A 12556-nucleotide genomic window follows, 5' to 3' on the forward strand; every position below is an offset into this window, starting at 1 on the left:
GATGGTATGAGCTCGTTATATCAGTCGATGATTACCGTTATCGAGCAATCGATAACGCCGCTAGCCGGACGTCTCGGGCAACAGAAATACATCATTGCGATCCGCGATGGCTTTACTGCCGCGCTGCCGTTTATGATCATCGGTTCGTTCATGCTGGTCTTTATCTTCCCGCCGTTTTCCGCCACGACGACCAACAGTTTTGCCCGTGCCTGGCTGGATTTCTCCGCGACCTACCGCGAACAACTGATGCTGCCGTTTTACCTCAGCATGGGCGTCATGACATTTTTTATCTCGGTAGGGATCGGCGCAAGCCTCGGACGGCAGTTCTCACTGGATCCGGTGATGTCGGGCCTGCTGGCATTTATGGCGTTTCTGCTGGTCGCCGCGCCTTACTCGAACGGCACCATCTCCACCGCTTATCTTTCCGGACAGGGGATTTTTACCGCGCTGATCACCGCCATTTATTCAACGCGGGTCTATGCATGGCTTAAGCAGAAAAACATCACCATCCGCTTGCCCAAAGAAGTCCCCACGGGTGTTGCCCGCTCCTTTGAAATATTGATTCCGGTGGTGGTGATCATTGGCACCCTGCATCCCCTGAATCTATTTATTCAGGCGCAGACCGGCATGATTATCCCCGAAGCGATCATGCACCTGCTCGGGCCACTGGTTTCGGCGTCAGATTCCCTGCCCGCGATTTTACTTTCGGTGCTGCTGTGCCAGCTGTTCTGGTTCGCCGGTATCCACGGTGCGCTGATCGTGACCGGAATTATGAACCCGTTCTGGATGGCAAATCTCTCGGCCAACCAGGCGGCACTGGCGGCAGGCACGGCGCTGCCGCATATCTATCTGCAGGGGTTTTGGGATCACTATCTGTTGATCGGCGGTGTGGGTTCTACCTTACCGCTGGCGTTTCTGTTGTTACGCAGCCGCGCGACCCACCTGCGTACCATCGGCAAGATGGGCATTGTGCCGAGCTTCTTCAACATCAACGAACCGATTATGTTCGGCGCGCCAATCATCATGAATCCCATGCTGTTTATTCCCTTTGTCTGCGTGCCGATGGTCAACGCCATCCTCGCCTGGACTGCCACCAAAATGGGCTGGCTGGCACAGGTAGTGTCGCTCACGCCCTGGACGACACCCGCGCCAATTGGAGCCTCATGGGCTGCCAACTGGGCCATCAGCCCGGTGGTGATGTGCCTGATTTGTATGGTGATGTCGGCCCTGATGTACCTGCCTTTCCTGCGCGCTTATGAACGTTCGCTGCTGAAAACAGAAGAACAAAAAGCCCAGGACAACACTGTGGCACCTCTGACTAACAAATCCGGAGATAAGCGTAATGAAGTATCAGTTTCCTGAGAATTTCTGGTGGGGCAGCGCCAGTTCGGCCCTGCAAACCGAAGGGGCGAGTCTGTCTGGCGGGAAAAGTGCCACCATCTGGGATCACTGGTTTGAGCAGCAACCGTGGCGCTTTCATCAGAAGGTCGGCCCCGCACAGACCTCGACTTTTTATCAACACTGGCAGCAGGATATCGCCTTATTACGCCAGCTGAATCACAACAGTTTTCGCACCTCGCTGAGCTGGTCGCGCTTAATTCCTGACGGAATCGGTGAAGTGAATCCTGATGCGGTGGCCTTTTATAATCGCGTCATCGATGAACTGCTGGCGCAGGGCATCACACCCTTCTTCACCCTGTTCCATTTCGATATGCCACTGGCGATGCAGGAGAAAGGGGGCTGGGAGAGCCGCGAGGTGGTGGAGGCATTCGCCCGTTACGCTAAGGTGTGCTTTGACCTGTTTGGCGACCGTGTACTGCACTGGTTCACCTTCAACGAGCCGATCGTGCCGGTTGAGGGCGGCTATCTTTATGATTTCCACTATCCCAACGTGGTCGATTTCAGGCGCGCCGCAACGGTGGCTTATCACACCGTGCTGGCCCATGCCTCGGCGGTGCGCGCATATCGGGCAGGGGGCTATGGTGGAGAAATTGGCATCATCCTTAACCTGACTCCGTCATACCCGCGTTCGCAGCATCCGGCCGATCTTAATGCGTCGCACCATGCGGACCTGCTGTTTAACCGCAGCTTCCTTGATCCGGTGCTGCTGGGAGAATATCCGGCGGATCTGGTGGCTTTGCTGAAGCAATACGATCAACTGCCAGCCTGTTTACCGGGTGACAGCGCATTGATTGCGGCCGGTAAAATTGACCTGCTGGGCATCAATTATTATCAGCCGCGTCGGGTTAAATGCCGGGAAAATGCGGTGAACCCCGCCTCGCCATTAATGCCGGAATGGTTTTTCGATCATTATGAGATGCCGGGCCGCACGATGAATCCGTATCGCGGCTGGGAGATTTACGCGCCAGGTATTTATGACATTCTCACCAATCTGCGGGTGAACTACGGCAATCCACGCTGCTTTATTTCAGAGAACGGCATGGGGGTCGAAAATGAACAGCGCTTCGCCGCAGGGGGGCAGATTGACGATCAGTACCGCATCGATTTTATATCCGATCACCTTAAATGGCTGCACAAGGGGATCAGTGAGGGCAGCAACTGCCTTGGCTACCATATGTGGACCTTTATTGATAACTGGTCATGGTGTAACGGCTACAAAAACCGCTACGGCTTTGTGCAGCTCGATCTCGCCAGCCAGCAGCGTACCGTGAAAAAAAGCGGGGAGTGGTTTGCTACCACCGCAGCGAATAACGGGTTTAACGAAGACGGAGCAGCATCATGATCGACTTAGAAGAAGCAGTGATGGAAATCATCGTCAATGCCGGTCAGTCGCGCAGTTTGTGTTTTGAGGCGTTACAGGCTGCCCGTCAGGGGGATTTTGTCGCCGCGAAAAACCTGTTGCAGGAAGCGGATACCTTCTCCCGGCAGGCCCATAAAATGCAAACAAAGTTGATTGAACAGGATGCGGGCGAGGCTCGTCAGCCGATGTCATTGATTATGGTGCATGCCCAGGACCATTTGATGACATCGCTGCTGGCGCGTGAGTTGTCCGAAGAGATCGTGCATCTTTATCAACGCTGAGGCGTTGCGGCTGGACGATCGCGGTCGTCCAGCTTGCTTATCTTAACTGACTGTCTTTGCTGCCGCGTCGGTTGTAACCACTGTGGCTTGCCTCGCGCTTATCACGCTCGCTCTGGCATTTAATGCAATAGCGCACGCCGGGTAAGGCCAGCCGACGCGCCTCGGGGATTGGCTCTCCGCATTCATCGCAATATTCAGCACTTTCGCCGTGCGCCAGGTGACTTCGTGCCCTGGCAACCGCATCATCGACGGTGGCGTCAATCTGATCCTGAACCGCACCATCGCCAGACCAGCCGCTAGCCATATTCCGCCTCCTCTGTCTCCGTTAACCTTAAAAGAGTACAGTTATTCACCCGTATTTGAGAAATCGAACGTTGCTCTTTTTAAGGTGACTGTGATGATCAAACCAAAAAACAATAACCGGCTGGATGAAGATATCTGCGTACATATTTTCACCGCTTCGGCTGCGATGGTCGGCGTCTGTATTACCGTCATCGGTATTTTTCAGGTGATTACTGCCCTGAGGCGGGAAGACACGCTGGGGGATGACATGCTGGCCGTCAATGCCATCCTGTATCTGGCGACCACTATTTTGTCCTACTGGGCGCTGCGCACCCGCAACCAGCGGCGTAATCATAGGTTGGAAAAAATCGTCGATCTCCTTTTCCTTGTCGCATTAACCTTTACCACGGTGGCTGCCGGGGTGATCACCTGGGCCATGACGTTCACTTGATTATCACTCGTCAGGCCATCGCCAGGCAGGTACGTTCAGCATGTTCTGTCCTTTGATCCGGGTTTGCCCCAGCTCTTTTTCCAGTTCAATCATGTGGCATTCCGGGTCACGCATCAGCGCGTTCACCAGCCGGTTGGCATGTGATATCACCCAAATCTGCGTGTGCTGCGATGCCTGCAGAATCAGCCGTGCCAGTGCGGGCAACAGGTCCGGATGCAGGCTGGTCTCCGGTTCGTTCAGTACCATCAGTTCCGGGGGACGCGGCGTCATCAGCGCCGCAACCCAGAGAATAAACCGCAACGTGCCATCCGATAACTCGGCAGCAGAAAGAGGGCGTAACAGTCCCTTTTGGTGGAAGGCCAGCGAGCTGCGTCCCCCGGCATGGTGGATGACTTCGAGACGACTGCCGGGAAAAGCGTCATCAATCGCATGGGCCAGCGCGTGCCGATCGCCGATTTCCATAATCGTCTGAAGCGCCGATGCCAGGTCTCGCCCGTCATGATGCAGGACGGGGGTGCGCGTCAGCAGTTGTGCCTGGCGGGCGGGTGCATCTTTATCGGTGCGAAAATGATCGTAAAAGCGCCAGTTGCGGATCGTTTCACGCACCTGGAACACTTCAGGGGCAGCGTGAGGGTCCGCCAGCTGATCAAACATGCTGCCATACACCGGTATTTGCTGAGAGACGACCTGCCACTGCCGATCTTCCCGGATCTTAATGAGGTTGGCTTTTCGCTCCACTAAGGAGGACGCGGGGCGATAATAAGGACCGCTAAAAATGACCTCGCGTTTGATCTCCGGATCATGAGCAAAGGCTGATGAACTCGGGGCCGGCAGGCCGAGTGTGATGGCGTAGCCGAAATGGTCACTGGCGAATCCCAGTTTCAGCCGCAGCACATTGTGGCTCGGCCCACCCTCAATTGGCACATCTCCACGCCTCATGCCAGGTGACAGCGTTTCTGGTCCGGCCCAGTAGGTTGAAGCCAGCCCGCCTTCTTCAGCCAGAGAACTGATCACCCCCTCCTTTGCTGTTTCGGCAAGCAAGCGCAGCGCCTTGTAGAGATTGGATTTCCCGCTGCCATTTTCACCGGTGATGACGTTCAGCCGCCCTAACGGCAGGGTGAGATCGCAGATTGAACGATAATTGGCGATAGAAAAGCAGGTCAACATAGGTTCGGTTTTTTCCTGGATAGTGATGCCAGCTGAGTTATCGGCAGGGAGGGCTTTCTCTGACATTCCAGGAAAAGGATCGACAGTGTTCCCACTCATACAAACCGTTAACTTATTGATGCTTCATTTGTTAGTCATAAAATTTCAGCTTGAAATTCCCGTTCAGGATTTGCCATTGAAGGAACAACCTCATCGCTCCTGCGTGACAGTGTAACTCCCCGGGACTTGATATCTCTGCCGTTGCCCGATTTCTCTTACCTGAATTTTGCAAGTAAACATGTATTTTACTGTTGGTTGCATGGGTAAGTGGTACTGTGACGGCATTACCCTTCCTGTCAGTACCCAAAGGAAAAGCATGTTAACCGGCAAATTTTTAATCAAGTCACTGTTAGTGGCATTACCCCTTTATACCTTCTTTTCATCATTCGCTGTTGCTGCTCCGATGCCTGCAAATCGCGCAGAAGCGCAAAAAGTCAGCAGGCATGTTGATTCTAATATGCAAAATCAATGGGTTAATTGCAGTTCACAAGGCGAAATGAGCCAGGACAACTGCATGTATGGTTATACGGCGTTAACCTTCGACGATGCGATGAAAAAGGAAGGTTACAGCTATAAAGATACGCTGCATCAGATTGCTGAGAGCAATTCGATGACCAGTTACATGGACTCAGGTCTGAAGGCTATGTTCTCTCCAATGGCCGCATTAGAAACCAAACAGGGGACAAAGTTTTTTGTCCAGCATGACCTGGTCTACAAAAAAGATGTGAAGACATTACGGGGTATTTTTGCTGAGAATTACCCGGATGCTGTCCCACAAAAGCAAGGGAAACATCATTCCAAAAGATATGAAAATCTGTCAGAGGGTATGTAGCTTAATCGCCCAGCCAGAGATGGCTGGGGATGCACTCATCACCTTTCAGGGTGCAGCGGATCGCAAAAAACGGGCACTTAACGACATCGTTAAAGCCAGTAATACAATACCGATAATAATACTGGCCACTCGGGTAGCCGCAATGGACGGCTCTGTGCGCCAGACTTCATCCTGAATATAAACAATCAGCCAGGCAACAGTGAAGTGTCTGCCAAAGTAACTTGCCTTTGCTCCCTGCTGCAGGATGCAACCCACGCCAGGCCCGAAGACAAGTGCTATCAGATACGGTATCGGCGCTCCCGATTTCACAGCACTGATAATCAGGATAGTGTTGGCTGACGTTATGGTCTTTTAGATTTCGCAAGGCGACTCTGGAGAGTCCATTAACGTTAATGGAAGGTTGGCTTCAGGGCCTATTTACCGTCTCCCGTCAGGGCAAGAACGATCAAACCCACAATCCAGAAAGCAGGGAATTCCCAGCCACCATTCGGATTCGTAAAGAAGAAACCAGCCGGACCGTGGACGCTATAGATGCAACTAAATGAGTATGATAACGACTGTCAGGGCTGAGGTTTCGGATTGCCCGCTGAATAGCTACTAAAGAAGTTCGTCAATAGTTTTTGCACCGGATTGATTTGATCATGCATCCAGACGAATATCAGCTGGGTCCAGGCATCGGCATCATTGAGAGGGCGAAAAACAACACTACCAATATTATAGGGAACAATATTTTCAGGAACGAGACTGACGGCAGCCCACGCATTAACCAGACCTAAACTATTATTCACCGCAGAAACTCGCCATTCTATTTTCGGCTTAAAGCCTGCCTGATGAGACAGTTGTATCAGTGAACCGCTAATTCCCTGAATATCCGGTTCCTGATAACTCACAAAGGATTCGTTTTCTAAATCCTTCATGGATAAAGATTGATGACAGGCCAGAGGATGGTTAGGTGACATCGCCACACAAAGTTTTTGCGCTGAAAATGTACAATTCAGCGTGCCTTCAGGCAGTAAAGGATAGGGTCCACGAATGATCGCCAGATCAACTTTTTGATTACGGAGCAATGTCAGTTGTTCCGGCATTGGCAGTTCAATCAGCTGTATTTCGATAGATGGGTACTGGCTACGAAAGTCTTTCAGAAGAGCAAGAAATTGCGCATCCAACAGGGCGGTTCCCACATGGCTAATCGTGACTTTACCCATTTCTCCTGTTGCGGCTTTCTTTGCCTGCTCAATGGCGAGAATATGCCGTTCAAGTAATTCTATGACGCTCTGATGATAATGCTTACCTGCTGCTGAGAGGCGTATACCTCTTCCTGCGGGTTGAAACAGGCGGAATCCTACTTCCAGCTCTAATGCTCTGATTTGCTGACTGAGGGCAGATTGCGCGATCCCAAGCTTCTCAGCGGCCTTACCATAATGTTCAATCCCGGCAAGACAAGTAAAGTATTCTAATCTTTTTAATGTATCAGCCATCTTTGTCTCATAAGCATTTGCTTATCAAATTAACATTTTTGTTATCTGGATCACATTTTATTATCAAATCATAATATTACCCACATTAAAAATGAGGAGGCAAATTCGCATGAACCATCCTCTTATCAGCATTGTGGGAACTCAAGCAATGTAATCATTAAGGCAAAACAGTATCTCTTTAAATCGCTGTTTTTGCAGTTGTTAACTCTGATTTATAGCATTTAATTCCATTGAAGCAGAACATTACAATAATCAACGGCTGCAAAAAGGCAAGTTAAAACATTGAGGCAAGATAGGGAACCATGAGCATGTCAACAGACGTCAGTCCCAATGGGAGAAGGCGATTCATTAAGCTTTTGGCATCAACCACCATCGTTGGTGCCGCCAGTACTGTACTTCCCGGACAGGTTGTCTGGGCGATAGATTCCGGGGGGAGTTCAGACAAGACTTTTACCGCATTTATGGCGGCATCTGAAATTATCTGTGGCTACCCAACGCTGGATAAAGCACTCGGGTACCGTATTTTCACATTAATGCAGAACCGCAATAAAGAATTAAGCAATCAATTAGCAACGCTTAATAATGTTCTGAATGCCGACATGTCTTCCGCTGCGATGCACAATGCCGTCCAGGGTACTGATAACAACGCTCAGACTTTGTTCAGCGATATCCTGCGCGCCTGGCAATTAGGGATCGTTGGCACCGGCAAAGAGGCCCGGGTGGTCGCGTATGAATATGCGTTGATGTATACACCGATTGCTGATGTTGTGGTACTGCCGACCTACGCCAGGGGTGAACCGCATTACTGGGCGCAGCCGCCTGTCATTAAGAGCATGTAAGAGAATAATTCATGAAAACAACTCACTCAGCTACGGTGGTCATCGTTGGCTCGGGCATCGCTGGCTCTCAAATAGCCCAAAAGCTGCAAAAAGCGGGTATTGATACTCTGATGCTGGAAGCAGGTCCGCGCATCGAAAGATGGAAGATCGTGCAGAATTATCGAAATTCTCCCTTTAAAGGCGACTTTCAGTCACCTTATCCGCCGACGCAACATGCTCCTCATCCGCAATATTCACCAGAAGATAACGACTATTTCATCCAATACGGTCCTGAGCCTTATAAGGCTGGTTATTTGCGTGTAGCAGGAGGAACCACCTGGCACTGGTCAGCACAGGCATGGCGGTTGCTACCCAATGACATGAAGCTGAAATCGTTATATGGCGTCGGGCGAGACTGGCCAATTAGCTACGATGATCTGGAACCCTATTATTATGAATCCGAAGTAGAGATGGGGGTCGGTGGCCCAGATGATACCGGTTCACCACGTAGCAAACCCTATCCGCAGCCACCTTTGCCATTGTCTGATTTCGACAAGGCATTTAAGAAGGTCGTCGATCAGAATGGCTATCACCTGATCACGGAGCCTGCCGCGCGTAACACGTTACCGTTCGATGGTCGTCCCGCCTGCTGTGGTAACAGCAATTGTATGCCAATCTGTCCGATTGAAGCACAGTACACCGGCGAAACCGCGTTGCGCAAAGCGGAGCATGCGGGTTCACTGCTGGTTCCTGATGCGGTGGTATATAAAATCGAGCACGACCAGAAGGGCAACATCACTTCGGTACTGTATAAGGACCCGAATGGTGAAAGCTTCCGTGTAACCGGTAAAATCTTCGTGCTTGCGGCCAACGCCATCGAAACGCCGAAGCTGATGCTGATATCCAAAAGCGATAAGTATCCCAACGGCATCGGTAACACCACCGATAACGTGGGACGCCACCTGATGGATCATCCGGGGACATCCGTTTACTTCCTCAGCAAAGAACCCATGTGGCCGGGGCGTGGACCAATGCGTCTTAGCTGTATCAACAATCTGCGCGACGGCGCGTTCCGTTCCGAATATTCGGCGATGAAGATTAACCTTGGTAACTACTCTCCGACGCTGGCGGTCAGCAATTATTTGTTGAGCAAAGGCATATCCGGTAAGGATTTACCCGCAATGGTGCGCGACTATGCATCACGTTGGGTGGCGGTGAATACCTTCTTCGATATTCTTCCGGACCGAAATAACCGCATTGTCGCGGTTGAAGACAGAAAAGATGCGCTCGGTATTCCGAAACCGGGCGTGCATTACTTTATCAACGATTACATCAATAAAGCCCGTGATGTTGCGCATCAGCATTTTGATCATATTGCGAGCCTGTTTGGTGGCACAGAAGTGCGGCACGATGACAAGTATTTCAATAATAACCACATCATGGGCACGCTGATCATGGGCAACGATGCAAATGATTCGGTTGTTGACGCTGATTTACGTACCCACGATCACCAGAATCTGTTTGTTGCCTCCAGTGGCGTGATGGCGAGCGCCGGCACGGTCAACTGTACGCTGACGCTTTCTGCTCTGGCGATGAGACTGGCGGATAAACTGATCGAGGAGTGCAAACACGTATGATGCGCTTATCACTTAAAACGACATTGCTGCTGGCTCCGCTGGCGGGGCTGTTGTTCAGCACAGCAAGCTTTGCGGATTCAGCCGCTCCCGATAGCTCGAAACTGGATTTGATAAAGCAGGGTGAGTACCTCAGCAAGGCATCCGACTGTGAGGTTTGTCATACCTCACCCGGCGGGACGACGTTTGCCGGCGGGCTGGCGTTCAAAACGCCTTTCGGTGTGATCTACTCTTCGAATATTACACCCGATAAAACCACCGGTATTGGAAACTGGACGGAGCAGCAGTTCAGCAATGCGCTAAAACACGGAATTCGTGCAGACGGACAGAACCTGTATCCGGCAATGCCTTACACTTCGTACTCCAAACTGACTGACGCAGACATTCATGCGATGTATGCATATTTTATGTCGTTGCCGGGGGTTAACCATAACCCGCCGGAAAACGAAATGGGGTTCCCGTACAATCAGCGTCTGGCACTTAAAGGCTGGAATCTGATCAATTTCCACTACAAACCGTTTGAAGAGGATCCAGGTCAGTCAGCAGAATGGAACCGTGGAAAATACGTTGCCACGGCGCTTGGCCATTGTGAGGAATGTCATACGCCACGCAATCTCGCGATGGGTTTAAGTGATAAAGCCTACGCGGGGGCCATGGTCGACGGGTGGGAAGCGTTTAATATTTCATCGGATAAAGAATCGGGGATTGGCAACTGGAGTCACGATGATTTGATGCAGTATTTACGCACTGGTGCGCTGCCGGGCAAAGCCACAACAGGCGGCGGTATGGCTGATGTTATTTCTCACAGCCTGCGTTTCCTGACACCGGAAGATATGAGCGCGTTGGCGACCTATATCAAAAGTGTGCCAGCGCAACAAACCTCTTCCAGGAACCGCTCGGGTGCTGGGCAGAATGCCCAGAGTGATATTACCCAGGAGGTTCGCGGCATGCCCATTGATGACGCTTCCCCCTCCGGGGCGGTGTTGTTTAACGGCAACTGTGCCAGCTGCCACGGCACCGCAGGACAGGGTATAGGGGAAAATAAATACTACCCATCATTGTCCCAAAACAGTGTTGTCGGCTCGGACAAGCCAAACAACCTGGTGCAGGTTATCCTCCATGGTGTGGATCGTGTCAATGGGGCAGGTGAGCACATCGTCATGCCGGGATTTGGTGAAAATCTGACCGATGCACAGATAGCGACCTTAACAAACTACGTACGTAATCAGTTTGGTAATCAGGGCGAGCCGGTTGACGCGGCTGCGGTGAAGGTATTACGGGATAACAACGTGACGGTTATTCCAGGCTATTTGCTGATTATGGCTGGTGTCATTGGCGTTCTGATACTTATTGCCCTGGTTATTTACATCAGACGGAGAAGAACGCTCAGGGCTTAAATAATTTTAGCCGGATTGGCTGGTGATGTTTACCAGCCAATCATTTGAGACGTTTTCTTATTTGTACAATTTCGCAATATCTCCGTCGGCATCCTTTTCAGACAGAACAACGGCATCAACGACACAGTTACCGGGAATGGGTGATCAAATTGGGTCGGAATATGCACACGGCAATATCGGTGATTAAATTTTGTAAATTTAAGGAAAAATTAAGGTTTGTAATTAACTGCTACTAGTTTCATCTTTCCACGAATAAACTGATGTCGGGCTTAAGGAACCGAAGGCATTATTCCAAATTGCGAAAATAAGAATGATTTCTATTATCATAATCATGATTTTATATTAGATTGACGCTGCTCCAAATAGAATGAGTCCAATAATTGCAGTGTCTTTTAAACAGGATGATGACATGAACCGTTATTCTATTAAATCTTTAATGTTTGTCAGTTTACTATCTACTTTATCCTTGTCGGTAAATGCTGCTGATGATTCTCTGGTGATTTATAACGCGCAGCATGAGAATCTGGTGCAGTCCTGGGTTGATGGGTTTACTAAAGATACGGGCATCAAAGTCACTTTGCGCAATGGTGATGATAGTGAACTGGCAAACCAGATTGTGCAGGAAGGGAAATCTTCTCCTGCGGATGTTTTTTTAACAGAAAATTCACCGTCAATGGTTGTGGTGGATAATGCCGGTCTGTTCGCCCCGCTTGACAGTAAAACCTTAGATCAGGTTGACAGTAAATATCGTCCTGCCCATGGACGCTGGATTGGTATCGCGGCGCGCAGTACGGTGTTTGCCTACAATCCAGCAAAACTGAGCAATGCTCAGCTACCCCATTCGTTGATGGACCTCGCGAAGCCCGAATGGAAAGGGCGCTGGGCGGCTTCACCGGCGGGTGCTGATTTTCAGGCTATCGTCAGTGCTATGCTGGCATTGAAAGGAGAAAAAGCCACCCTAAACTGGCTTAAGGCAATGAAAACTAACGCGGTCATCTACAAAGGTAATAGCACGGTTTTGAAAGCCATCAATGCTGGGCAAATTGAGGGTGGGGTGATTTACCATTATTACCGCTTTGTTGATCAAGCGAAAACGGGTGAAAATAGTAAAAATACGCAGCTGCATTATTTCGGGCATGGTGATCCAGGTGCGTTTGTCAGTATCTCTGGCGGCGGCGTTCTGGCATCCAGTCAACACGCCAAACAGGCACAGGCATTCATTCAATGGATAACCGGAAAATCAGGACAGGACATCCTGAGAACCAACGATGCATTCGAATATGCCGTGGGGAAAGATGCCGCATCCAATCCAAAACTGGTGCCTCTGAAGAATCTGGATGCACCTAAGGTAGAGCCTTCTTCTCTGAACAACAGGAAAGTCATCGAATTGATGACTGAAGCCGGTTTGTTGTAACA

At 50.5% G+C, this 12556-nt stretch carries 12 protein-coding genes; 9 read left to right on the forward strand and 3 right to left on the reverse strand.

The genetic code is table 11. The features are described from left to right. Positions 1–6: 6 nt before the first annotated feature. From PW844_RS02715 to PW844_RS02725, 3 genes are read left to right on the forward strand one after another with little or no spacing between them, the layout of a single operon-like run. Positions 7–1362 carry a PTS sugar transporter subunit IIC gene (locus PW844_RS02715; protein WP_084879088.1) on the forward strand — a complete coding sequence of 452 codons (1356 nt, stop codon included), beginning with the start codon at positions 7–9 and terminating at the stop codon, positions 1360–1362. Beyond that, positions 1343–2743, forward strand: a complete 1401-nt coding sequence (locus PW844_RS02720; protein ID WP_299446889.1) for a glycoside hydrolase family 1 protein — start codon at positions 1343–1345, stop codon at positions 2741–2743. The genes PW844_RS02715 and PW844_RS02720 overlap by 20 nt, the downstream gene beginning before the upstream one ends. Beyond that, positions 2740–3042, forward strand: a complete 303-nt coding sequence (locus tag PW844_RS02725) for a PTS lactose/cellobiose transporter subunit IIA (protein WP_299446892.1) — start codon at positions 2740–2742, stop codon at positions 3040–3042. The genes PW844_RS02720 and PW844_RS02725 overlap by 4 nt, the downstream gene beginning before the upstream one ends. A 37-nt stretch (positions 3043–3079) precedes the next feature. Here PW844_RS02725 and PW844_RS02730 read toward each other — a convergent pair whose 3' ends face one another. Then, on the reverse strand, positions 3080–3346 hold the full coding sequence (locus PW844_RS02730; protein WP_299446895.1) for a DksA/TraR family C4-type zinc finger protein: 267 nt from the start codon (positions 3344–3346) through the stop codon (positions 3080–3082). A gap of 93 nt (positions 3347–3439) precedes the next feature. Here PW844_RS02730 and PW844_RS02735 point away from each other — a divergent pair, with 93 nt between their 5' ends. After that, on the forward strand, positions 3440–3775 hold the full coding sequence (locus tag PW844_RS02735; RefSeq protein WP_299446898.1) for a hypothetical protein: 336 nt from the start codon (positions 3440–3442) through the stop codon (positions 3773–3775). 3 nt (positions 3776–3778) lie between these two features. Here PW844_RS02735 and PW844_RS02740 read toward each other — a convergent pair whose 3' ends face one another. Then, the gene (locus tag PW844_RS02740; protein ID WP_299446901.1) at positions 3779–4942 is read right to left on the reverse strand and encodes an AAA family ATPase; all 1164 of its coding nucleotides are present in this window, start codon (positions 4940–4942) and stop codon (positions 3779–3781) included. A 355-nt stretch (positions 4943–5297) separates the two neighbouring features. On the opposite strand from PW844_RS02740, the gene PW844_RS02745 reads away from it, so the two are divergent. After that, the gene (locus PW844_RS02745) at positions 5298–5813 is read left to right on the forward strand and encodes a hypothetical protein (protein ID WP_299446904.1); all 516 of its coding nucleotides are present in this window, start codon (positions 5298–5300) and stop codon (positions 5811–5813) included. 560 nt (positions 5814–6373) lie between these two features. Here the strand turns inward: PW844_RS02745 and PW844_RS02750 are convergent. Continuing rightward, entirely contained in the window at positions 6374–7291 is a 918-nt protein-coding gene (locus PW844_RS02750) for a LysR substrate-binding domain-containing protein (RefSeq protein ID WP_299446907.1), read from the reverse strand. Between the two features lie 308 nt (positions 7292–7599). On the opposite strand from PW844_RS02750, the gene PW844_RS02755 reads away from it, so the two are divergent. The 4 genes from PW844_RS02755 to PW844_RS02770 all read left to right on the forward strand — a co-directional run bounded on the left by PW844_RS02755 (position 7600) and on the right by PW844_RS02770 (position 12554). Continuing rightward, positions 7600–8130, forward strand: a complete 531-nt coding sequence (locus PW844_RS02755) for a sugar dehydrogenase complex small subunit (protein ID WP_299446910.1) — start codon at positions 7600–7602, stop codon at positions 8128–8130. Positions 8131–8141: 11 nt separating this feature from the next. Beyond that, positions 8142–9746, forward strand: coding sequence for a GMC family oxidoreductase (locus PW844_RS02760; RefSeq protein ID WP_299446913.1), 1605 nt, complete (start codon positions 8142–8144; stop codon positions 9744–9746). A 23-nt stretch (positions 9747–9769) separates the two neighbouring features. Further along, a complete protein-coding gene (locus PW844_RS02765; RefSeq protein WP_299446916.1) occupies positions 9770–11140 on the forward strand; it encodes a cytochrome c in 1371 nt (456 codons plus the stop codon). A gap of 436 nt (positions 11141–11576) precedes the next feature. Further along, positions 11577–12554 (forward strand): iron ABC transporter substrate-binding protein, encoded by a 978-nt coding sequence (locus PW844_RS02770; RefSeq protein WP_299447176.1) that lies wholly within the window; start codon positions 11577–11579, stop codon positions 12552–12554. The last annotated feature ends 2 nt before the right edge of the window (positions 12555–12556 follow it).

It is taken from the genome of Pantoea sp. (assembly GCF_028283705.1).
Classification (GTDB): Bacteria; Pseudomonadota; Gammaproteobacteria; order Enterobacterales; family Enterobacteriaceae; genus Pantoea.

Bases quoted from the DNA above. Each gene is read 5' to 3' on its own strand.
- PW844_RS02755 (WP_299446910.1), top strand. From the start codon at position 7,600: ATGTCAACAGACGTCAGTCCCAATGGGAGAAGGCGATTCATTAAGCTT.
- PW844_RS02730 (WP_299446895.1), bottom strand. From the start codon at position 3,346: ATGGCTAGCGGCTGGTCTGGCGATGGTGCGGTTCAGGATCAGATTGAC.
- PW844_RS02715 (WP_084879088.1), top strand. From the start codon at position 7: ATGAGCTCGTTATATCAGTCGATGATTACCGTTATCGAGCAATCGATA.
- PW844_RS02750 (WP_299446907.1), bottom strand. From the start codon at position 7,291: ATGGCTGATACATTAAAAAGATTAGAATACTTTACTTGTCTTGCCGGG.
- PW844_RS02735 (WP_299446898.1), top strand. From the start codon at position 3,440: ATGATCAAACCAAAAAACAATAACCGGCTGGATGAAGATATCTGCGTA.
- PW844_RS02760 (WP_299446913.1), top strand. From the start codon at position 8,142: ATGAAAACAACTCACTCAGCTACGGTGGTCATCGTTGGCTCGGGCATC.
- PW844_RS02770 (WP_299447176.1), top strand. From the start codon at position 11,577: ATGTTTGTCAGTTTACTATCTACTTTATCCTTGTCGGTAAATGCTGCT.
- PW844_RS02725 (WP_299446892.1), top strand. From the start codon at position 2,740: ATGATCGACTTAGAAGAAGCAGTGATGGAAATCATCGTCAATGCCGGT.
- PW844_RS02720 (WP_299446889.1), top strand. From the start codon at position 1,343: ATGAAGTATCAGTTTCCTGAGAATTTCTGGTGGGGCAGCGCCAGTTCG.
- PW844_RS02745 (WP_299446904.1), top strand. From the start codon at position 5,298: ATGTTAACCGGCAAATTTTTAATCAAGTCACTGTTAGTGGCATTACCC.
- PW844_RS02740 (WP_299446901.1), bottom strand. From the start codon at position 4,942: ATGTTGACCTGCTTTTCTATCGCCAATTATCGTTCAATCTGCGATCTC.